Source organism: Mesorhizobium sp. M0478 (genome assembly GCF_040321305.1).
GTDB lineage: Bacteria > Pseudomonadota > Alphaproteobacteria > Rhizobiales > Rhizobiaceae > Mesorhizobium.
Genome location: NZ_JAMYRH010000021.1, coordinates 45,591 through 68,193, shown reverse-complemented (window position 1 = coordinate 68,193; position 22,603 = coordinate 45,591). Strand labels below are relative to the sequence as shown.

The 22,603-nt window shown below is 60.9% G+C and carries 19 protein-coding genes and 1 pseudogene; 10 read left to right on the top strand and 10 right to left on the bottom strand.

Annotated features, from left to right (window positions below; translation table 11 throughout):
- Positions 1–57: 57 nt before the first annotated feature.
- The gene (locus tag NKI64_RS30520) at positions 58–1,554 is read right to left on the bottom strand and encodes a tetratricopeptide repeat protein (RefSeq protein WP_352671834.1); all 1,497 of its coding nucleotides are present in this window, start codon (positions 1,552–1,554) and stop codon (positions 58–60) included.
- A gap of 108 nt (positions 1,555–1,662) precedes the next feature.
- On the bottom strand, positions 1,663–5,058 hold the full coding sequence (locus NKI64_RS30515) for a glycosyltransferase (protein ID WP_352671831.1): 3,396 nt from the start codon (positions 5,056–5,058) through the stop codon (positions 1,663–1,665).
- A gap of 153 nt (positions 5,059–5,211) precedes the next feature.
- Between NKI64_RS30515 and NKI64_RS30510 the strand changes: the two genes are divergently transcribed.
- On the top strand, positions 5,212–6,138 hold the full coding sequence (locus NKI64_RS30510; RefSeq protein WP_352671828.1) for a class I SAM-dependent methyltransferase: 927 nt from the start codon (positions 5,212–5,214) through the stop codon (positions 6,136–6,138).
- Positions 6,139–6,486: 348 nt separating this feature from the next.
- Positions 6,487–6,678: pseudogene (locus tag NKI64_RS30505) on the top strand (class I SAM-dependent methyltransferase); the annotation flags it as partial.
- Positions 6,679–7,501: 823 nt separating this feature from the next.
- Here the strand turns inward: NKI64_RS30505 and NKI64_RS30500 are convergent.
- Entirely contained in the window at positions 7,502–7,981 is a 480-nt protein-coding gene (locus NKI64_RS30500; protein ID WP_027050850.1) for an MgtC/SapB family protein, read from the bottom strand.
- A gap of 295 nt (positions 7,982–8,276) precedes the next feature.
- On the opposite strand from NKI64_RS30500, the gene NKI64_RS30495 reads away from it, so the two are divergent.
- From NKI64_RS30495 to NKI64_RS30465, 7 genes are all read left to right on the top strand, one after another.
- A complete protein-coding gene (locus NKI64_RS30495; protein ID WP_352671825.1) occupies positions 8,277–9,482 on the top strand; it encodes a septal ring lytic transglycosylase RlpA family protein in 1,206 nt (401 codons plus the stop codon).
- A gap of 103 nt (positions 9,483–9,585) precedes the next feature.
- Positions 9,586–10,752: a D-alanyl-D-alanine carboxypeptidase family protein gene (locus NKI64_RS30490; RefSeq protein WP_352671822.1), complete on the top strand. Its 1,167-nt coding sequence runs from the start codon at positions 9,586–9,588 to the stop codon at positions 10,750–10,752.
- Between the two features lie 72 nt (positions 10,753–10,824).
- Positions 10,825–11,499, top strand: coding sequence for a dTMP kinase (gene tmk, locus NKI64_RS30485; RefSeq protein WP_352671819.1), 675 nt, complete (start codon positions 10,825–10,827; stop codon positions 11,497–11,499).
- Positions 11,496–12,551, top strand: coding sequence for a DNA polymerase III subunit delta' (locus tag NKI64_RS30480; protein ID WP_352671816.1), 1,056 nt, complete (start codon positions 11,496–11,498; stop codon positions 12,549–12,551). Before tmk ends, NKI64_RS30480 begins: the two co-directional genes overlap by 4 nt.
- A gap of 90 nt (positions 12,552–12,641) precedes the next feature.
- Positions 12,642–14,192 carry a methionine--tRNA ligase gene (gene metG / locus NKI64_RS30475; RefSeq protein WP_023824940.1) on the top strand — a complete coding sequence of 517 codons (1,551 nt, stop codon included), beginning with the start codon at positions 12,642–12,644 and terminating at the stop codon, positions 14,190–14,192.
- Positions 14,192–14,980, top strand: a complete 789-nt coding sequence (locus NKI64_RS30470) for a TatD family hydrolase (RefSeq protein WP_023805223.1) — start codon at positions 14,192–14,194, stop codon at positions 14,978–14,980. The genes metG and NKI64_RS30470 overlap by 1 nt, the downstream gene beginning before the upstream one ends.
- A 3-nt stretch (positions 14,981–14,983) precedes the next feature.
- A complete protein-coding gene (locus tag NKI64_RS30465; protein WP_023805224.1) occupies positions 14,984–15,793 on the top strand; it encodes an MBL fold metallo-hydrolase in 810 nt (269 codons plus the stop codon).
- Positions 15,794–15,816: 23 nt separating this feature from the next.
- Here the strand turns inward: NKI64_RS30465 and NKI64_RS30460 are convergent, their stop codons facing one another.
- The gene (locus NKI64_RS30460; protein ID WP_023736650.1) at positions 15,817–16,578 is read right to left on the bottom strand and encodes a GNAT family N-acetyltransferase; all 762 of its coding nucleotides are present in this window, start codon (positions 16,576–16,578) and stop codon (positions 15,817–15,819) included.
- Positions 16,579–17,324: 746 nt separating this feature from the next.
- Between NKI64_RS30460 and NKI64_RS30455 the strand changes: the two genes are divergently transcribed.
- Positions 17,325–17,561, top strand: a complete 237-nt coding sequence (locus NKI64_RS30455) for a hypothetical protein (RefSeq protein WP_023805225.1) — start codon at positions 17,325–17,327, stop codon at positions 17,559–17,561.
- 76 nt (positions 17,562–17,637) lie between these two features.
- Here NKI64_RS30455 and NKI64_RS30450 read toward each other — a convergent pair whose 3' ends face one another.
- The 6 genes from NKI64_RS30450 to NKI64_RS30425 all read right to left on the bottom strand — a co-directional run bounded on the left by NKI64_RS30450 (position 17,638) and on the right by NKI64_RS30425 (position 22,583).
- Entirely contained in the window at positions 17,638–17,967 is a 330-nt protein-coding gene (locus tag NKI64_RS30450; RefSeq protein WP_023696110.1) for a hypothetical protein, read from the bottom strand.
- 190 nt (positions 17,968–18,157) lie between these two features.
- Positions 18,158–19,060, bottom strand: a complete 903-nt coding sequence (locus NKI64_RS30445; RefSeq protein WP_352671810.1) for an alpha/beta fold hydrolase — start codon at positions 19,058–19,060, stop codon at positions 18,158–18,160.
- A gap of 70 nt (positions 19,061–19,130) precedes the next feature.
- Entirely contained in the window at positions 19,131–19,907 is a 777-nt protein-coding gene (locus NKI64_RS30440; protein ID WP_352497507.1) for a DUF8605 domain-containing protein, read from the bottom strand.
- A gap of 106 nt (positions 19,908–20,013) precedes the next feature.
- Positions 20,014–20,790, bottom strand: coding sequence for a pyrroline-5-carboxylate reductase (locus NKI64_RS30435; protein WP_023668939.1), 777 nt, complete (start codon positions 20,788–20,790; stop codon positions 20,014–20,016).
- Positions 20,791–20,813: 23 nt separating this feature from the next.
- Positions 20,814–21,695 carry an aldose 1-epimerase family protein gene (locus NKI64_RS30430; protein WP_023696105.1) on the bottom strand — a complete coding sequence of 294 codons (882 nt, stop codon included), beginning with the start codon at positions 21,693–21,695 and terminating at the stop codon, positions 20,814–20,816.
- A 171-nt stretch (positions 21,696–21,866) separates the two neighbouring features.
- Complete coding sequence (locus NKI64_RS30425; protein WP_023696104.1) at positions 21,867–22,583, bottom strand: Bax inhibitor-1/YccA family protein; 717 nt, start codon at positions 22,581–22,583, stop codon at positions 21,867–21,869.
- Positions 22,584–22,603: the final 20 nt, after the last annotated feature.

Genomic DNA, 22,603 nt, shown 5'->3' with positions numbered 1-22,603 from the left:
CCGTCAAGGCTTGCGGGGCGGTCGGCAATCCAGCGCGCGAGCGCTAATCTGGCATCGCTACTCGGGCAGCCCAGCCAGCCGAAGGCTCTCTACGATGAAGTCGCGATCCTGCTGATTTCTATATGGGTCGATTTCGACATACCGGCTGATCGTTATATCGGGCATTGCCGATATGAGCTTCTCAACCTCCGCCTTCGCCTCACCCAGGTGACCGAGGCGCGCATGGCACATCGCTAGGTCGCCATGAATGTACCAAAATGGATGGATCTGCCGAGAAAATGCCAAGATCGCTTCTTGATATCGTCGCAGCATTAGTAGAGCCATGCCCCTGATTTCCCAATGCCATGTAGCCGGAATTGGATCGCGCTGAAGCAACTCATCCATCGTCTTGAGCGCTATGGCGAAGTCACCGTTTCGCAAGAGCAACTCTGCCTGATACGCGACGGCGACAGAATTGGCCGGATTTAGGCTGATGGCCCGTTCCAGATGAGACGCTGCCAACTCGTATTGCCCTTTGAGAATCAGGGCCATTCCGAGTAGCGCATGCCCTATGGAATCACCTTCATCCAAAGCGATGGCGGTTCGAGAGGCCGCCGCCATTTCGTCGAGCGTATTCGCTTGCGCGTTTTCGAGGTACTGCACGTAGAACGTCGCGGCTCGCATAGCATAAGCAACGGCGTATTCAGCATCTAGCTGGAGAGCCCTCTCTACAAATGGCATTGCTCGTGCAGCATCATGCAGGGCAACATACTTTTTTGCCAATTGAACGCATTCATAGGCCGCCAGGCTCGGGAGATTCCGCTTGCTCGCATCATTGGCAATGGCCAATTGAAGGCGCGATTCGAGCGTGACAACGATGGTCCGGACAACTTCGTCTTGGACGACGAAGATATCTTCAACTTCGCGATCATAGCGTTCGGCCCAAAGTTCCTGACCAGTAGTGCTGTGGATAAGTTGTGCCGCCACGCGGACCCGTTTGCCGATGCGCCTCACGCCGCCAGCTACGATATATTCGACATTCAGTGCCTTTCCGATCTCCTGAGTACCAACGTCCTTACCCTTGAACGAGAACGATGAATTCCGGGCAATCACGAACAGGTTTCTGAAGCGCGAAAGTTCGGTCAGAATGTCTTCCGCGATGCCTTCAGCAAAATAATCCTGCTCCGGATCTCCTCCCATGTTGGAGAAAGGCAGCACGGCTATGCTGCCTTTGGTCCGCGTTTCCGAAGCGCGCGCGCTGGCGGCGCCCTTGGGCAACGTGCTGTCCAAAAGGACATTGTAGACCTGTATCGGTTGCTCGATATTCTTAAGGCTGTGCTCGCCGGTATCTTCGAATGCCAATTCGAGCTTGTTGCCGACATTTTCCCGAACAGAAGCGGACACCGACAATAGGCCGAGGCGCCTGACAGCCAAGCAATACCCCTTCTCAATAAGGCGACCGACGTCAGCAACAGGAAGCTGATGGCCGAACTCCCAACCCCTTGGTTCAGTAGCGCGACGTTGAGCCTTCTCAGTTGGTGCGAAATGCACAGTCGCCACTATCGAAGTGGCCATTCGGTTACTCCTCCGGAAATGGGTGCTGGAGATTGCCAGTCCTGAGACCCGATAACGCATAAAATCTTGGCCATTTGTTCTTGCCGCAACACCCCGCCAATTATTTTCTTAAACATCACGGTGGCGGTGAGGCGTCCACCCGCCCCATTTACTTTCAAACTGGGCTTGATTGCGCTGCCAGAGCTCGGCGTATTCCGCCTGTGGGAGCTTGGTGAAGCTTGCCCCACCAATATGGTGAACGAAGGCGTCTTCGGCACAGATTGTGCGCAAGCCCTTTTCATGAACGCGGCGTGAATAATCGTCGTCCTCGAATAGCCCCAGCCCGAATGCCTCGTCGAGTGGTCCCACAGCCTCCATCGTGTCACGACGCATCGCGACGCAGAACATCGCTAACATTGGAATGTCGAAGGATTGACCGGCGTGACGAGCCGCATTCTTATCTGCAAACGCCTCCATGCCTTCCGTGTCTACATAATCCACCGATATTTTCGCTTCGTTGCCGATCTCGTTGGTGACAGGACCGACAAGGCCGACAGATGGATTTTCCAGGTAACGAATGAGGGGGTCGAGCCATCCCTTCGGCACGAGGGTGTCGTTATTCAGAAGAACGAGTACGTCGCCAGTCGCTATGCGTAGGCCTTGATTGTTTGCGGCAGCGAACCCGCGGTTATCCCGATTGAGCTCGATCCTGACGGGCAGCTCCAAGCCGGATAGTTGTCGTAGGTAAGACTGCGTTCCGTCTTCCGATGCGTTGTCGACCACGATGATCTCGTAATTCGGGTAAGTGGTATTCCGGATCAGGCTGTCGATGCAGGCCTTAGTGAGATCGATGTTGTTGTACGTAACAACAATGATTGACACCACTGGAAAGCCGTGACGGAGGGCCGTGAGCGTGGCGTCCACCCGCTCGGACCAGTCATTAGCTTTCGCCAGTTCCCGTCGGCGGCGGGACAGTGCCTGGTCACTATCGGCAAGCGCTGCTTCTATGGCCTGCACTGTCTCATCAGGAGTGGCCGCGAATGAGAGATAGTCCTTGTAGACTTGGAGTTCAACAGTCGGCGTCGCGATTACAGGCTTTCCGGCGCTCATGTATTCATAGAACTTCACCGGGTCGACCGCATGCGTGACGTTGTAAACCCGGAACGGAATCAAACATGCGTCGAACCAGTAGAGGTATTGAGGCATCTCACTATAGGGACGCAGTCCAAGCAGATGCACATTTGGAAGGCTGTCGAGGCCGGCCAGGTCAGTGGAGAAATCATCGCCGATCAAAACGAAGGACCAATCGGGACGCTGGCGGGCCACGGCAGCGATTAGCTCGAAATCGAGCCATTCGGCGAGCGCACCATAGTAGCCGATGATCGGAGCCTTCATGCTTGCCAAGAGATCATTCGGAACGCACCGCTCTTGGAAGAACGCGTAGTCCACCCCATTGCGAACGAGGGCGCAACGGCGCGCCTTGGCTTGCCACTTATCCTGTAGCAGGGCGGCTGTGACGGTCACGAGGTCGGCTTCACGAACCAGCGTCTCCTCGTCATGGAGGAGGTCGCGGCCGATGTTCGGGAAATTGTCCCACTCGTCCATGCAATCGTACTGCACGTGCCACCCGCGGGACGTCCGCAACGCAAGTGCTAGCGGCGTCCAGTATGTGAGGTGGACGACGGTGACCGCAGTTTTAATCCTGAGATCGCGCGCGAGCGCCGACATCGCTTCCCCGAAGGCTGTCTGATTCCCACGGCTCATAGATTTGCTGTAGAAATCCTGCACTCCGTCCGCTCGCAATGAGACCTCGAAGACGCCGTTCGCAACCTCCATGAGGTCGTAATCCCGGCCCGATGGAGGCGTGCGCGAGGGTACGATATAGAACACGCGGTAGCCGCGGGCAGCGAGGTTCGACATTAGCTGCTGAGGACGCTGGTAACGCGCTGACCAAGCGATGTTGGCGAAGCATACTATGTCTAGGAGGCCGGCGTGCTCCGCTCCTGGCGCGGGCGCGCCCGGTGTCCCGGCCCTGGCAACACTTGGAGCCATGACGGCCCGCGGTTGACCACCGGCGCGATTTACGAGCGTCAGGAGTGGCGAGGAATTCGCCCGGGATAATATCCTGAAACGTAGACGACGCGGAAGGAGGACCTTTCCGATGCCCCGGAGCCAGGGCCATCTACGCCGGATCAGGATGATCAGGTCAGCCAGGAGAATGCGGAAGCTGGTACGTCGCCGCTCGTACTCGCCGGCTAGGACTTGTATCTCGCCCTGCAGCCAGGCGATACCATCATCGCGCGCCTGGAGGAGAGTTCGCAGTGTCGCGATCTCCTCGTCTTTGGCGGAATTGCTCCACTCCTGGCCTTGTGTTGCATTGGCAAGGAACTCGCTAATCTCCTTTACGGGTTTGCGACCGACCCGGAACTCCTCATCTAGCGCCCGGATCTGCCGCGAGTGATCAAGGGCGGCCAGGTTGGCGGCTGCGAGAAGCTCGGCGACTTTGACCCGTTCGACATTGGTGGCATGACGTTCAGCCGATAATGAGTCGCTGAGCCGCGCCACCTCATCAGCCAAGGCCGTGCGGATACGCTCGGTCTCAAGGCTTCGTGTGTTCGCCGCCCCGACTTCCTCCGACAGTTCAACTATTCGACGCTTGGTCGCCGAATGAACCACTTCGGCTTCCGCCTGTTCGATCCTGACGTCGCTGAGTTCCCTGGCCAGCCTGGCGACCTCGACGTTCCAACGCGCGCGTTCGTCGATGAAGCTCCTGGCCCGCGCCTCGTCCTCAGTTTCGATCTGCCTACGCGCGATCGGGGCGGACGGACAATGCTCGAACGTGAGGTCACTGAGGCGAAATTCACGCTCGGCGATACGTTGTGTTCGGGCATAAACGAGAAGGATTTGCTCGCCTGCCCAATACGTCGGCTCCATCGCTCGAGCGTCGACAACTTTCGAGGTAGCCAGCACTAGTTCCCCGCCTGTAAGCGTTGCCGGGATGTTCGAGGGATCGAACGTACTTTTGTGCTCGTCTAACCTCAAATACTCTCGGAAGGGGACGAGGATCACAAGAGCTTCGGTTGCCATTTCCCCGAGACGCTCGAGGACGGCCACGGGATCGTCGAAGTGCTCAAGGGTGTTGGAGGAGACAACCACATCGAAACGCTCATTGAACAGTTCGCGAAAAAGGTCGACCCGCAAAAAATGCGGCTTGCTAAATGTCGCGCGCGCCGAGGCAATCGCGGGTTCGGCGAAATCGATCCCTGTGACCGGGCCTGGGAACACTTGAGCCAGGAGGTCCGTACCGTCGCCCAGAGCGCACCCCCAATCGCAGATCGTCCAGCGCTCATCACGCAGCGAACGGGTCAGCCATTCCGGCAGATGATCGAGAATGATCCGGCCAAAGAAAACCGACTGCTCCCGACCTCGATTGACAACCCAGTCGGTTTCGAAGCGGCGCGACCAATAGGTCTCACTATTCATGGGAGCGTGTGGCTTCTGTCCTGCCTCTTTACGCGACGACATCAGAGCTCCTGATCCCACGCTGGCGGCGCCAGTGTTCCCCAATGAGGGAGATACGCTAAGATACCGGTTGAACGCAATTGCCGGTGGAAGCAGGCTACGCCGAAATTCAGGATGACAGGATGGAGAAAGCTTAGCATGCCGATAGAAGGCGCTATGACTAACGACGACAAAGGGCGCGTCGCGGAGCGCTGGTCTGATATAAGCAGCGGATCTGACGAGTTCTCGGCGAATGTCTACTGGCTTGCTGTCCCAGCCGTCATGGCGCGTCACCAGCGTCGCGCTTGCGCCGGCGGGAATTATGGGTCGTGGGTAGAGTATTGCCTTGGGTCATTCGCCCCGCAAGGTCACGACCTTCGCATGCTTAGCATCGGCTGCGGTTACGGCGACCTTGAGCGGCACTTCATGCGAATTGACGCCAGTATAATGTGCGATGCGTTCGATATCGCGCCAGCGGCAATTCAGGGTGCAATATTGGCAGCACGTCAAGAAGGGTTCACCGGCATCCACTATCGCTGCGCAGACATCGAAACGGCGGGCCTAGAGCAGGGAGTGTATGATGCCGCTTGGTTCAACGGATCACTTCACCATATCCAAGCGCTTGAGCGCGTGCTCGAACGTGTCCACAGTAGCCTCAAGCCGGGTGGTCTGCTGTTCGTCAACGAGTATGTCGGAGCGAACCATTTCGGCTTTCCGCCTGCCCAACGGGAGGCGATCTCACATGCGTTCCATTTGATCCCGCACCAATATCGACGGAGTTTTATCCCTGCGAGCCTTGGTCAAGTGGCGACTCAAGCACCCATACCGGATCCAGCAGAGGTTCGGCGTGTCGATCCGTCGGAAGCTATTCGGTCGCAGGACATCGTTTCCGCTATCGCAGACAATTTCGACATCATCGCAATGAATGCGTGTGGCGGGACAATTATGCAGTTTCTGCTTAGTGGCATCGCCGGAAACTTCCGCGAAGACGATGCGTCCTCCATGCTGGTTCTCGACATGCTGTTTAAGATTGAAGATGCACTCATGGATGCCGGTACGATCGGAAGCGACTTCGTGGTGATTGCGGCAAAGAAGCGATGCTAAAAGCGGAACCTTGTTCGACGACTGGTTTCGAATGCTGCGGCAGATACCGACGGGATCTGCTGCTGGCCAAGGCGTGATTTAACGGCTCTTGCCTTTGCCGTCGTTGGGGGACTGGCCTCGTTGAGAAGCCTCAATGCTTCCACGGTGAGAGCGCAGTGACCGCTGAACAGCGGCCGCATAGAGCCGCGTCGCACTTGCGGTCGGGGATCCTGCTGGTCCTTGCACGCTGCACCCCGGGTCGTATGCCACAACTGCTTCGAGCCCGCGCCTCTTTAGCTTACCGCCTTTCATCGGCTGCTCGCCTGACAGGGTATAGACGCCCCTTGACCGTGACGGATGTGGCCTCTCGATCTCCACACCGCGATAATTCAGAAGAAAGCCCGCGGCCACTTCAATCGAGACGTCTACGATCGGCTGAGGCCTGGTGGGTCCTACGTCATCGTCGACCACGTCGCCGCCGTAGGGGCGGGCACTCACGACGCCGAGTCGCTGCATCGAATTGAGCCTGCATCCGTTCGGGTGGAGGTCGAGGCGGCCGGCTCGCGGGTAAGCGCTCGGCGGTGAAGGCTCGGGCGGCTGAAGGTGAGTCGGCGCCTAAAATGAGAAAGCCAGGACCCCCACCGCCCTACGTCACTCATGCTTTGCGGCGCCTAGGGGACTGATTTCTCCGACGTAGAGCCGCCCGCCACTTGCTGAGGCTTGCCGCGTCATCGGGAGACGGAGCGCCGGCCATACGTCGTAAAGTCCAATCATTCCACGGTTGCCCTAGCTGTTGTTGAGCCACAGCATTCTCAGCCTGTCTCTGATTATTCGACTCGGCCCGAAGCACGCAACCACACTCATTCCGCGCGAGGTCGGTCCGACGTCGCGTAGGGGCGGCCCGCAGCCGAATGCCTCGCCGTCTGGCGCCCTTTTTATCGGGCGATCTTGCCTAGAAAGACTAGGAGTTCGAGACAGAACAGGTTGCGAACACACTGCTACGGTTTTTGCAACGCAACGCGACGGTATGCACCGGGACAGCGTAGCAGGAACGGTATTTGGGAGCGGCTCAACGCCGTTACAGACAAGGATTTCGCAGTACCAAAAGGGAAGGGCAGGGACGGCCGCAACCGAATTTCAAGACCGGTGCCTTAAACCGCTCGGCCATCCCTCCAACGTGACTTTTCAATCATCTAGGAACATCAACCGACCCAGTGAACGACAGTTGGTATCGAATGATACCTATCCTTCCGGACCAGCTTGCGGTTCATTTCTCTAGAGCGTTGCCCATCGCCAAGTCAACCATCGGCGCTGCCATGGATAATAGGGGGTGGCGTTCGTTACCCGAACGGAGCTGCGAACCCGTTTTCGAAGGAGCCGGGATCTAATTGCGATCCTTGCTGCCGACCTGCACAAGTTGCAGAAGACCCAGCACGACAAGTGCGAGCAAGGTAGCCAAAGCCGCGATCTGCCAGAACCCGAGCCCAACCGCCAGGCCTATGGCGCCTGCCAGCCACATGCCCGCCCCAGTGGTAAGCCCTTGAACCTCGCCCTTGGAGAAGAAGATCAAGCCCGCGGCCAGAAATGCCACGCCGGCAGTCGTGGCTTCGATCAAGCGGATAGGATCAATGGCGATTTCCTGACCATCGAAGACGTGAAGATGAGTAATCTCGATCGTGAGGATGGCAATTAGAGCCGTCGCAACACAGACCAGGATGTGTGTCCTCAATCCGGCCGGTCGGTTACGCCATTCGCGTTCGATCCCAACGATGGAGCCAAGGACGGCCGCGAGCAAAAGCCTGGCTGAAATTACGGAAAAGGGCAGCCACGTCTGTTGCCCGAAACGTTCAATGAATTCATCCATGAGGCGCAGAACGTATCTCGGGTCGGTCGGTTCCAGGCAGCCGCGCTTCATGCCACAGGTTCACTTCCAGACTCCAAAGGACAGAGGTCTCGGATGCCTCCTCACAGGCGCCCGGCCAGCCCGGGACCTGGCCGCCACATTCCTGCCCGGTTCCGGACACAATCGATTAATACGCTGATAAACAATTCCTGCGCACAAGGGATGGGGATTGGCGCGTCGCAGGCATTGCTCATCTGGCTCCGCCGAAATTCTAGAAGCGGCGCCTGTGTCGAGACGGTAGGGGACATCGGAAAACATGCAGACCACGACGCATCGGCGTCTTCGTCGCGCTCCTGCTTTGGTGTTGTGCGCTCTTTCGGCTGCGTTGCTGGCCGCGTGCGCGTCGCCGCAGTCCGAGCCGAAAGCCATGGTCTACAAGAAGCCTCGCTCGAAGGAATATTTTGCCGAGACCGAGTACGGTGTGAAGGCCAGCCCGCGCGTTCAGTACATGCGGCGCGGCGGCGGCCGCGACCAGTTGGGCAAGCCCTATCAGGTGCGCGGCAAGTGGTATTACCCCAAGGAAGACAAGCGCTACGCCAAGGTCGGTCTCGCCTCCTGGTATGGCGATGCCTTCCACGGTCGTCTCACAGCCAATGGCGAAGTCTACGACATGACCCATCTGACGGCGGCGCATCCGACCATGCCGCTGCCAAGCTACGCCCGTGTCACCAACACCGAGACCGGAAGCTCGGTCATCGTGCGCGTCAACGACCGCGGCCCCTATCACGAGGGACGCATCATCGATGTCTCGGAACGCGCCGCGCAAATGCTCGACTATGCCAAGGTCGGCACGGCCAGGGTCAAGGTGGAATATATTGGCCGCGCACCGCTCGACGGCGACGACGACCAATATCTGGTCGCCTCCTACCGCCCGGGCAACCGCCCGGACCCGTCCGATGGCTTGCCAACCGGCGTCATGGTGGCGATGAACGGACCTTCGCCGAGCCTATCTGTTGGCGCACCCCCTGCCGTAGTGCCGTTTCCTGGTCAGTTGACGAATTCCGACACACAGCCAGTGATGTCGATGCAGGCACCGGCCTCAAGCGATGTGACGCTGCCTGAATTCGGGCCGATCGTGCCTCAGCGCCCGGAAACGCCCTTTGCCGTGGCTTCGCTCTCCTATGCGGATGCACGCGTGCAGCGCGCCGACGTCTTTGCAGCACTCGATGACCAGGGCATGTCGCCAGCCGACATCCTGCAATCGTGGAAGAAATCCAACCCGCAGGCATCGCCTGCCGTTTCCGACTATGTCGCCGCCGGATCCTTCGACGATGCTGCCGAGGCAAAGCGGGTGGCTGCGGCTCTCGAACCGTTCGGCAGGACCGAAATCCAGAGCACCGAACTCGACGGCAATGACTGGTACGCGGTCAATCTCTATCCGGATGGCCATGGCAATGTCGACGACCTCTTGCGCGCGGCATGGTCGCATGGCGCGCCGGACGCGCTGGCTGTGCGCAACTGACCAACAAAGGCACGCCGGTTTTGTCATTGCGCGGTTGATCCGCCGGGAAGAAGCCTGATAGCGTTGCGGCAAGTTTCTGCCGGCTAACAGGTCGAGCCTCTTCATGCGATTTCGCCTTTTCCACCCTTTTGCCGGGCTTTTTGGCCTTGGCTTCTTGCTTGCCGCGCTGGTTCCGGCCAACGCGCAGCTTTTCGAGACCAAGGCCACGCAGGCTTTCATGATCGATGCCGAAACCGGCACGGTGCTGTTTTCCAAGGATGCCGACCAACCGATCCCGCCGGCCTCGATGGCCAAGCTGATGACCATGGAGATGGTCTTCAACGCCATCAAGTCGAAGCGCATGAGCCTCGACGACACCTTCGTAGTCTCGGAGAATGCCTGGCGCAAGGGCGGCGCCCCGTCGGGAACGTCGACCATGTTCGCCAAGCTCAAATCGGCGATCCGGGTCGAGGCTCTGATCCAGGGGGTCACCATACAGGCCGCCAATGACGGCTGCATGGTGCTGGCCGAAGGCATGGCCGGTTCGGAAGAGAATTTCGCGGCGCAGATGAACGATCGCGCCCGCCAGATCGGGCTCGCGAAATCGACATTCGTCAATTCGACCGGCCTGCCGGCCGACGGCCAGCAGACGACGGTGCGCGAACTGGCGCAGCTTGGCCTGCATATATGGCGCGAATATCCGGATCTCTATCTCTATTACGGCCGGCCCGATTTCACCTGGAACAAGATCTCGCAAAAGAACCGCAACCCGTTGCTGGCCATGGGCATCGGCGCCGACGGAATGGCGGTCGGGTCGAGCGAGACGGGCGGTTTCGGCATTGTCGGCTCGGTCAGCCATGACGGGACGCGGGTGATCGCCGCGATGAGCGGATTGGCGAACGATCGCGAGCGGGCCGAGGAAGCGCGCAAGCTGCTCGAATGGGGCGTCCGCTCCTTCGAGAAGACCGAGATTTTCGCCAGCAACGAAGTGGTCGGCGAGGCCCAGGTGTTCGGCGGCGCCAAATCCAGCGTAGCGCTGAAGGCAAAGGCGCCGATCGACGTCCTGCTGCCGATCGCCAACCGCGACAAGCTGACCGCCAGGATCGTCTATCAGGGGCCGGTATCGGCGCCGGTGGAGGAGGGGCAACCCGTCGGCGCGCTGCGCGTCTGGATCGGCGACACGCTAAGCCAGGAAACGCCGCTTTTCGCCGCCGAATCGGTCGGCGTAGGCACCCTGCCGCAACGAGCGTTTGATGCCGCCAGGGAACTGGCCGTAGGCTGGCTGCGTTGAGTTCCCGCGGCGTGGACCTTTTCTCAGGCGCGGACTAAGACACCAGCGCAAAGCAGGACAAAGGCCTTTCGATTGGCAAGCGGATTTTTCATCACCTTCGAAGGCGGCGAGGGCGCCGGCAAGTCGACGCAGATCGTGCGGCTGGCCCAGAAGATGCGCGCCAAGAAATACGATGTCCTCCTCACCCGCGAACCCGGGGGGTCACCCGGCGCCGAGGCGGTCAGGCATGTGCTCCTGTCCGGCGCCGCCGAGCCGTTCGGGCCGAAGATGGAGGCGCTGCTGTTTGCCGCCGCGCGCTCCGACCATGTCGAGCAGGTCATCCGGCCGGCGGTGGAGCGCGGCTCCATCGTGCTTTGCGACCGTTTCCTCGATTCGTCGCGCGTCTATCAGGGCGTCACCGGCGGCCTCGATCCGGCTTTCATGGAAGCTCTGGAGGAGGTCGCCATCAACGGCATGATGCCGGACATGACGCTGATCCTTGACATTGACCCTGCCGAGGGCTTGCGGCGCGCCGCCGCGCGGCGTGGCGCCGAGGACGGTCCGGACCGCTTCGAAAAGGAGACGCTGGATATCCACCAGCGCCGCCGTGACGCCTTCCTGGCGATCGCAGCCGCCGAGCCGGACCGCTGCATCGTGATCGACGCGTCGGCGCCTCCCGCTACGGTGGAGGATATCGTCACCGCGGTGGTGTTCGCCGCACTTGAGGCGAGGGCGCCCGCGCGCAACCGACAGGCGGCGCCCGCATGATCTTCGAACGCATCGCTCCCGAGCAGCACGACACGCTGGACGGTGTACCGGAGCCGTCCGAGACGCTGCGCCTGGTCGGCCATGAGCAGGCGGCCGCGATGCTCGCTGCCGCCTATCGCTCGGGAAAACTGCCGCATGCGTTGATCTTTGCCGGGCCGGTCGGCATCGGCAAGGCGACGCTTGCCTTTCACCTGGCGCACCATCTGTTGAAGCATCCGGCCTTCGACCAGGCGCCGGACACGTTTGCCGTTCCCGATCCGGCCTCACCGCTGTTTCGCCAGATCGCCACCGGGGCGCATCCCGGCGTGCTGCACCTGACCCGGCCGCTGAACGACAAGACCAAGAGTTTCAAGACCGTCGTCACCGTCGACGAGATCCGCAAGGTCAACCGCTTCCTGTCGCTGACCTCGCATGACGGCAGCTACCGGGTGGTGATCGTCGATCCGGCCGACGACATGAACACCAACGCCGCCAATGCCTTGCTGAAGAACCTCGAGGAGCCGCCGAGCCGCACGCTGTTCATCCTCATCGTGTATGCGCCGGGCAGCCTTTTGCCGACCATCCGTTCGCGCTGCCAGATGGTGCGGCTGACGCCGCTCGATGCCGGCAGCCTGATGAGTGTTCTGGAGACCGTCGAGCCGCCGCCACCTTCCGATCCTGCTGCGCGCGCGGCACTAGCGGAACGGGCAGGGGGCAGCGCCCGCAATGCGATCCTTCTGACCCAATATGGCGGGCTGGAGATTGCGCGCACCCTCGACGCCCTGGTCACGTCGGGCAAGAGCGACATCGCCGGCGCCTATCGCCTTGCCGAGGCCGTCGCCGGCCGCGACCAGGCGATCCAGTTCGACATCTTCAACCGCCGCGCGCTCGATCTGCTCTCCACCGGCGCCAGTGAAGCCGCGCTGGCTGGGGATCTCGCGCGGGCGAAAACGCTGTCCGACACTTGGCACGAGGCGCTGAACGCCATATCTGAGACCGATACCTACAATCTTGACAAGAAGCAGCACGCCTTGACCATGATCGACCGCCTGAATTCCGCAATGCGAATGTGACCGGTTTCGGCATTGGGGCGGGATGGCAATCGCCGTCTCGATGCGATATCCACCGCTCACATTCATTCGGCCATTCATGACGGTTAATTCATGTCACGCGACACATTCTACATCACAACACCGATTTTCTATCCGAACGGCAAGCCGCATATCGGCCACGCCTATACAGTCATTGCAACCGACGCGCTGGCCCGCTTCCAGCGCCTGGACGGCAAGGACGTGCTCTTCCTCACCGGCACCGACGAACATGGCCTCAAGATGCAGCAGACGGCCGAGAAGGAAGGCATAACGCCACTCGCGCTTGCCGACCGCAACTCGGCGATCTTCCGTTCGATGACAGAGGTCCTGGGCGGCTCGAATGATGACTACATCCGCACGACGGAACCACGCCACTACGAGTCGTGCCAGGCGATCTGGAAGGCTATGGCGGCCAATGGCGACATCTATCTTGACCGCTATAGCGGCTGGTATTCGGTCCGCCAGGAAGCCTATTTCGAAGAGAGCGAAACCACGCTCGGCGACGACGGCGTGCGCCGCGAGCCACTTGGCTCGCCGGTCGAATGGAATGAGGAGGAAAGCTACTTCTTCAGGCTTTCCGCCTATCAGGACAAATTGCTTGCGCTGTACGAAAGCCAGCCCGATTTCGTCGGTCCGGCCGAGCGTCGCAACGAGGTGATGAGCTTCGTCAGGTCCGGCCTCAAGGATATCTCGATCTCGCGCACGACCTTCAATTGGGGCGTGCCGGTGCCGGGCGACGACAAGCATGTGATGTATGTCTGGGTCGATGCCCTGACCAACTACATCACCGCTGCCGGCTATCCCGACACCAAGGCCGAGCAATGGCGCTACTGGCCGGCCACGCACATTATCGGCAAGGACATCGTCCGCTTCCATGCCGTCTACTGGCCGGCTTTCCTGATGTCGGCCGGCATCGAACTGCCGAAGCGCGTCTTCGCGCATGGCTTCCTGTTCAACCGCGGCGAGAAAATGTCGAAGTCGGTCGGCAATGTCGTAGACCCCTTCACCATGGTCGAGCACTACGGCCTCGACCAGGTGCGCTATTTCTTCTTGCGTGAGGTGCCATTCGGCCAGGACGGCAGCTACAGCCATGACGCGATCGTCAACCGCACCAATGCCGATCTCGCCAACGGGCTCGGCAATCTGGCGCAGCGCTCGCTGTCGATGATCGCCAAGAACTGCGGCGGCGTGGTGCCGCATCGCGGCGAGCTGACCGAAGCCGACAGCGCGATCCTCGACCAGGCGGTGGAAGCGCTGGGTACCGCGCGCCAGGCGATGGCGGAACAGGGCATCCATCTCGCGTTGGCGGCGATCTTCGGCGTTGTGGCGGAAGCGGATCGCTACTTCGCCTCGCAGGCACCCTGGGCGCTGAAGAAGACCGATCCGGCGCGCATGGAAACGGTGCTGTGGACGACCGCCGAACTGGTGCGGCGCGTGGCATTGCTGTGCCAGCCCTACATTCCGGGGTCGGCCGGCAAGCTGCTCGATCTGCTGGCGGTGCCGGCGGACACGCGCGACTTCGCGCATGTCCATGCCGACTATGCGCTGGTGCCCGGCACGGCGCTGCCCGCGCCGGAGGGCGTGTTTCCGCGTTATGTCGAAAACCCTGAGGCGAGCGCCTGATGCTGGTCGACAGCCATTGCCATCTCGAGTTTCCGGATTTCACCGAGGAGCGGGCGGCCATCGTCGCCCGCGCCAAGGCTGCCGGTATAGGTCACATGGTGACCATCTCGACACGCGTGAAGCGGTTTGCGCAAGTGCTTGAGATTGCCGAGAGTTTCGACGAAATCTATTGCTCGGTCGGCACTCATCCTCACAATGCCGGCGAAGAGCTGGATGTGACGGCTGAGGACCTTGTGCGCCTGTCCGCGCACCCGAAGGTGGTGGCGATCGGCGAGGCCGGGCTCGACTATTTTTACGACAAGGCGCCACGCGATGCGCAGGCGCAGGGCTTTCGTACTCACATAGCGGCCGCGCGCGAGACCGGCTTGCCGCTGGTGATCCATTCGCGCGATGCCGATGACGACATGGCTGCCATCCTCGAAGACGAAACAGGGAAGGGCGCCTTCCCCTTCATCCTGCATTGTTTTTCGTCGGGGCGACGGCTGGCCGACGTGGGCGTCAAGCTTGGTGGCTATGTGTCCTTCTCGGGCATACTGACCTTCAAGAACTCAGCCGATTTACGCGCCATCGCAGCCGATGTGCCGCATGACCGGCTGCTGGTCGAGACCGACGCACCGTATCTGGCGCCGGTGCCGTTCCGCGGCAAACGCAACGAGCCGGCCTATGTCGCGCATACAGCCAAGGTGCTGGCGGAGACGGTCGGCGTTGGCGAAGCCGAGATCGCGACGCTGACGACGGCGAACTTCTTCCGGCTGTTCGGCAAGATGCCGCGGCCCGCCGGGCTCTGACGCATGAGCGACCGGCTGCGCCTCACCATCCTCGGCTGCGGCTCGTCACCTGGCACGCCGCGCATCACCGGCGATTGGGGCAATTGCGACCCGGCCAATCCGAAAAACCGGCGTACACGCTCAGCCGCGCTCGTCGAGCGGATAGCAGCCAACGGCGCCAGAACCACGGTCGTCATCGACACCGGGCCTGATTTCCGTGAGCAGATGCTGATGGCGGCCGTCCGGCGCATCGACGCCGTCGTCTATACGCATCCGCACGCCGACCACATCCACGGCATCGACGATCTGCGCGGCTACGTGCTGGAGCAGCGCCATTTGATCGATGTCCATGCCGACCAGCCGACCATGCTCAGGCTGCGCGAAGCGTTCGGCTATTGCTTCGAGACGCCGTTTGGCAGTTCCTATCCGCCGATCGTCAGGCCGCACATCATCGATCACGCAAGGGCGGTGACGATCGAAGGCGAGGGCGGTGCCCTCACCCTCGAGCCGCTGCCGCAGATCCATGGCGACATCATTTCGCTCGGCTTCCGCATCGGCGGGCTGGCCTACTGCCCCGATATAAGCGACTTCCCGGATGCCACCGCCGAGCGGCTGCGCGGCCTGGAAATGCTGGTCATCGATGCCTTGCAGTACCATACCCATCCCAGTCATCTGTCGCTCGTTCAGGCGCTTGGCTGGATTGAAAAACTGGCGCCGAAACAGGCCGTGCTGACGCATATGCATGTGCCGCTCGACTATGCCACGGTGAAGGCCGAGGTGCCGGCCAACGTCACTCCGGCCTATGACGGCATGGTGATCGAAATTCCTTTATGAGACAGCATGATACGAGCAGATCTTTATAAGGACGTTCGGTTCTTCGGCGCGAAGATCAACAGCGTTCCAATCCGCTCATACCCCATGCGGGGATAAAGCAGCGCTCCGGCACGCGTCGCCAACAGCATCGAGCACCGCGACCCATGCGCTTTGTCGTCATGCAGCATTTTGGCCATCAGCGCCTGGCCGATGCCTCGACGCCGGTGCGAAGGCTCGACAAACATTGCCGAGCACCATGTGGCGCCGACGGCGTCTATGCTGCGCACACGCCCGACGATGGCGTCGCCATCGAGCGCCACATACTGGCGAAACGGCGCATCGTCGCCGAGTTGATCGTCTGGAAGTGGCCGCCTGCGTATGACCTTTCCCAGTTGTGCAGCGCGTTCAGCCGTCCTCACGCGTTCGATAGAGACGATTGCTGGCGGGTCTGGAATTTGGCGCAGCGACTGGATGAAAAAGCCTTCCGTCCGCAGCAGCCGGTAGCCGAGCGCCTTGTAGGCCGTTCGCGTTGGTTCGTCCGGGCCGTCATTCGCGATCACGACCGAAACGGCAAAGCCCGGCCGCGCATGCTGCCGCACGATGGCATCGGCTTCCTCGGCGGCGACGTCATGGACGATCCATTCTTCGCCACGGTAGTCGCGTGCATTCTTGCGCTCGGCATCGCGCATCAGCCACAAGGGTCCGACGCGGCTGGCTTCGTATGGAAAGGTGCGGCTCTTGTCGGTGCTGAAGCCGTGCACGAACACTTCGATCGCCGCTTCGATGTCACGCTTTCCTGTCGTCATCGACACAGCGTAGCGTTGGCCAACGGCTCATGCCAAGTCATCTGATGCTGGCCTCCGATCCAGCCAGCATCTTGAATCACAAAACCACTCTCACGCTTCTGTCAAAATCTGAAACGCTCTATGAAAGTCCGCGTCCTTTCCCAGCTGCGGCCTGATGCATAAGTTCCATAATCTATCTTATGCGACTTTCATATGTGGCTGCTGCTTCCATTAGCGGCGTGCCAATATACGCCCTGCTGACTGAGATGCAGGCCGGCGCTCACTGGGCGGTCACCATCCCACCATCCCATGGTTGCGATACAACGCATGATTTGCCGACAACGTCCCAACGGGTACCCTCAGGGGCATCCATCTGCCAGCGATCTGGCCTGCTGACGCGCGGTTCGTATAGCTTCCCCGAATGGAATCGTTCCCCGAGGTCATCACTCACAACTACGATCCCCGTCGAGGACCGTGCAGAAATATTTGCGAGCTGTCCGAAGAGCAGGCAGAACGGGTTCTTGACGAGATCAGAGCGTCTGGGCTGCGCGCTATCAAAGCAAACTACTTGGAGAGGCGACGATTAACGGAGGAATGGCTCATTCGAGAACGGCGCCGACTGCTTGGGCCCACGAAGCTAGAGCGTCCGGTCTATTTCTTAGCTTGGCGACTTTGCCGACGGCAAAGACCCGTCACGGCCAAGCTCACTCGTTATGCGACTGCGAGAGTTCCCACCGGAGACGCTCACTTTCACCTATCCAGACAGCATGGCAAGTCTTCCGATCGCGACGCGTGACGATCTTCGCCCCCAACGAAAGCGATACCACGGGCAAGTGTTTACTCTTGGTGAGATCGAAGCCGTCGTGGCCGAATTTGGGATGCCCGGTGAGCGCTGGAAGACCGATCCAACGATGAAGTATGACAAGTTCATCGAGGTGCAGGTATGGGATGATCGCCTCATTAACGAGCGGCTGCTTCAGGTCGATTCCCCCCTCTCCCCTTAGCGATTGGGATGGCGCCTTTCGCAAAGGCCTCGACTTCCTGCTCGACGGGCTGGCACCAGGATAACGAACAGGAGCGTCATCCCGAGAAGCTTTCCAGGAGGCCGCTGAAGGCTGCTGCGATTGCAACAAGATGGAAGACGCCAAGGGCCAGCCATCTGGAGCCGCCGGCGCCCGCAACAAATGCCCCATAGGCAGGAAACTGCAGCGCAGCCAATCCGATGGAAAGGCCGGTGATCGTTGTGTTGGTCAACAGCGTTGCCAGCATGGGGACCGGATAGAGAAGTCGCGCCAGCCCATAGTCGCCATGCCCGGCTCCGGCCGAATAGAGCGCCAGGAAAAAGGCGACGGGCGTGATGCCGAGGCCGACAAGGAACCCTGCCCGCGAGGAGAATTTTGGCGACGTCATCTGGCCATGGCCATGGCAGCGGACGGGTCGCGGTCGTCAGGCGCGAGCTTGGACGAAGTGACAAGCAGCTTCTCCTGATCAGCCCGCGACTTCGGCTCGATCGCGATTTGCAGCAGAGGCCAGGGCGCGGCAGACTTTTCCATCATGACGCCATGGTTGCAGATCGATCCGATGACCGCAACGGAGGGGTCTACGCCCGGCCGGCCGCCCTGCCCGTCCCTTTCGCTTCCTGACTGTGGACGCGCGCCAGAAAATCGCGCACCAGCGGAAGCGCCTCATCGAAATGGGTTTCGAGCAACCAGTGGCCGGCGCCGCCGATGAGATGAAGTTCTGCTTCCGGCAAATCGCGCTGGTAGGCATGCGCCGATTGCGCCGGCATGTAACCATCCTCGGGACCCCAAACGATGAGCGTCGGAGGTTGGTGCTCGCGCAGAAAGCTCTGATAGCGGGGGAACCAGCCGAGGTTCGCCTCCAACTTCTCCATCAGGTTGACCGCGAGCCGCCGGCGGATCGGCGTGTCCATCAAAGGCCAGTGGAGTTTCCAAAGATCGGGAGGCACGCGCTCGGCTACAGCGTCATCCACCTCTCCGACAAACTCGTGCCGGAAGCCCTCCTCGCTTACCGCCTCTTCCAACGGCCGATGCTTTTCGGGCGTCTTCTCATTCCAATAGGCTTTTATGGCGGCGTATTTCGGCCCGAGAACGTCCTCGTAGATGTCACCGTTCTGGATAATGAGTGCGGCGATGCGCTCGGGATGTGCGATGGCGTGGCGCAGTCCGATCTGAGAGCCATAATCGTGCAGCCAGAGCGCATAGCGCGACGTGCCGAGCGCATCGGCGAAAGCTGTCAGAAGCCCGGCATAGGCATCGAAATCATAGCCAAAGTCCGACATTTCGGGCGTGCCGCTGTAGCCAAAGCCGGGAAAGTCCGGCGCGAATGTATGCCAGCGATCGGCAAGTGCCGGCATCAACCTTCGGAATTGATAGGACGAGCACGGATAGCCGTGCGGCAGCAGGAGGACGGGAGCATCAGGCGGGCCGTCTTCGCGATAGAAGATGCTGTTTCCGTCAATGTCGATCCGGCGATGTTGCAATTATACCTCCTTGCTCAAAGCTTGCCCGCCACTTTGTTTACGGCGCTCGGGCAAGAAGGTTCCCTTGAAGTCAGGGCGTGACGGCTTCCGGCTCTCCATTGCCCGACAGGATCTGCAGCGTTCCGCGCGTGGCGTTGCGGAACGCATCGTCGAAACTGACGCCACGTACCTGCCAGCGATACTCATTATCCTTGAAGCTGAGCCGCCAGTCGCCGACCCAGCCCAGCGCTTCCTGGCGCCATACCAAAGTGCCGGCAAGCAGGGCGTCCCCATCCAGCGTGTTGGCCACGTCGGCGAGCGCGACGTCGGACGGCCGAGGCAACTCCAGCGGCAAACCGGTCCGGTGCGCCGCGTCCGCCAGCGCAACGCGCATATCCGCCGCAAGCTCGCCGCCGCCATCGCGCACCAGCGTGAAGCCGTCGCCTTTCATCGGCCTTACATCCAGCAGTGCGACCATTTTTGGCCGCGGCACCGCCCACGGTTTGCGCCCGAGCGACGCCAGCAAGGCATCGATCTTGTCCGGGTCGAAATCGGCGGTGATGTAATGCGGCCGGTCGTGGGTGCCCTGCTCGTCATGCGGCGGGCGGTTGTTGAGCAGGTCGCGGTAGCCGACACCAGTGACATAGTCGGCCGCGTGCCGGCTCATGTCCGCAACACGCGGGTCGCCGATCAGCCGCGGGTCGCCGGAAACCTTGACCAGCACCTCTTCAAGGCACGGCGCCAGGCCCCAGGCCCGGTTCTCCTCGCCAGTGCCGCTGGTCACCGATTGCGCGCGGTAGAGGCTGGCGCGGTCGATGTCGGCGGCAGCGACCGGAAAGACAATCAGCACAGCCAGCGCCGCTGCCACAAAGCCCAATTTCAAGCATCCAGGCACCCGCCGACCCTCCCGAACGGTCCGGAACATCCGTTGGAGCCATACTCCTGATCATCAGGGAATTTCAAGGTACCGCCCATCAAGGCGTATCGCCGACGATGCGCCGGTGTACGCCGTCCAGGCTCTCGGTGAGCGCCTCGAACATGTTTCGCGCCGTGAGTTCGCGAAGAACCTGTTCGTTGATGCCGCCGCGCGTCGCATAGTCCTGCGCCAGATGCATGAAGTCGGCATCCGGCGACATATCAGGAGCGCATCCCAAGGCTTTGAAAAGCGAGGCGATGTAATCGCGCCCCTTCCCTTCCTCCACGCCATTCCTCTTGAGCCAGCTGTTAATCGTATCGAGATATCTAAAGTAGCTGGCATAGGTTGCGGTGGCCACGCTCAACGCGTTGAATTCGGCTGGGTTCTCGACCTCGATCACTTTCCCCAGATTGCCGAACAAGGCAGCGACAGTGGCATCCGGCGGGCAGATGATCGTTGCCCCCAGCCGGTGGGCGATCATCGGCATGGGCAGCGCTTTCGTCACCTGGTGCGCGGGTGCGGTCAAGCGGGCAATCTCCTCGCGCGGCAGCGTGGCGATCAAGCTGATGAGGTGATGCTCGCGCCGAAACCGCAAACCCGGCAGGACGTCATGCGCAATTTGCGGCCGGACAGCCAGCATGACCAGGTCGCATTGATCGAGAACCGCCTGATTGTCATCAGCGATACGCACATCCGGATAACGGGCTGCCAGCTCTGCGGCGATCTCTTCATTGCGCGGCGACAGCAGCACGGAGACGGAGTTATCCGCGACGGATTTGAGCCCGCTGACAATGGCCGCTGTAAGGGCACCCGTGCCGATGAAGCCAAGTTTCATCGCGCCTGTCTCTGGTTCATCGGTCACAGCGGCGCATGCTCGAGCCGTACCTGATAGCTCAGCACGCGCTTTTCACCGGGCGCGATCAGCATCACGCCCGGCTTGTCCGCGAACTCGCCATCGAAATCCACGGGGCTGGCAAGCCCGTGCCAGGGTTCGATACACAGGAACGGAGCGCCGCCCGGCTTCGACCAGATGCCCAATTCCTTAAAACCCTGCCACGACATCTCGATCGCCGCACCGTTCGCGGCGGCATAGCGCACGCTGGTGCTGGCCGGCCGGTCGAGGATCACGGCGTCTGCCTCGAACAGCTGTTCGGAAAGCGCCAGCGTTTTGCCTTCGATGGGCGTCGGCCGCGGTGCAGCCAGCACCAGGCCATCCTTCAGCCGGCGGATCGGCGCCGGCTCGTCCTGGGCAAAGGTCAGGTGGTAGTCGGTCTTGGCGAGCCCCGGCTGCAATGGCCAATTGAAAGCCGGATGTGCACCGATGGAGGCTGGCAGCGTCTCGTCGCCGGTGTTGGCAATCTCGAAGCTCACACCAAGTTCGCGACGCTCGAGCGTGTAGGTGATGGCAAGGCGAAAGGCGAACGGATAGCGCGTGCGTGTATCGGCATCGTCGGTCAACACCAGCGTGCAGGATCGGGGACTCGTCTCAGCAGCCCACACAAACGGCTTGTCGCGGGCAAATCCGTGCTGCGTCAGGGGATAGACCTGGCCCCCATGGCGGAGCTGGTCGCCCTTCAGCCGGCCGACGATCGGAAACAGCACCGGCGAATGCCGCCGCCATTCCGGCCCGGCCTGCCACAAAAACTCCAGACCCTCGGCATTGCGCAAGGAGATGAGCTCGGCCCCCTGCCCGACAATGGTTGCCGAGATGCCGTCGCCGTGAAGCGTCACTTGTTCCATGCGTTCTCGCGGAAAGCTGCGTGCGAGCGGCAGGTTAGCAAAAGCCCGCGTGGACTCAAGGGCGCGACATCGCGCTGATAGAGGAGCGATGTCTCCACGCCAAAACGACAGTGGCCGGAGATTCACCTCCGGCCACTGCGAGATCGAGATTGTTGCCTTGCTACGGTTCGACTATTCGCGCTCGCCGGTGAAATTCAGCAACAGCTGGAAGATGTTGACGAAGTTCAGGTACAGCGACAGCGCGCCGAAAACGGCAAGCTTCTGCTGCGATTCCGCGTCGAAATTCTCCGCATACTGTTCCTTGATCGTCTGCGTGTCCCAGGCGGTCAGGCCGACAAAGACGGCAATGCCGATCACCGAGATGGCGAACTGCAGCGCGGTCGAGCCAAGGAAGATGTTGACGACGCTGGCGATCACCACACCGATCAGGCCCATGATCAGGAAGGACGAGAACTGGGTCAGGTCGCGCTTGGTCGTGTAGCCGTAGAGGCTGGTGGCGCCGAACATGGTGGCGGTGATGAAGAAGGTGCGCGCGATGCTGGTGCCTGTGAAGACCAGGAACACCGAAGCCAGCGACAGGCCCATCACCGCGCAAAAGGCCCAGAACATCAACTGGGCGCTCGCCGCCGACATCGTCTGCATCTTGAACGAGAACAGCAGCACGAAGGCGAGCGGCGCCAGCATCACCACCCATTTCAGCGGGCTGGAAAAGATCGGCACGTAGAGGGCCGGCGTCGAAGCGACCACCATGGCGACGATGCCGGTGACGACGAGGCCGATGCCCATGTAGTTATAGACACGCAGCATGTGGCTGCGCAGGCCCTCGTCATAGATGGCGCCGCCGCGTGCGCCAGTGCCCATGCGGTATCCGAGGTCAGGGGTATTCATTGCGGGTTCTCCTTAAGTGG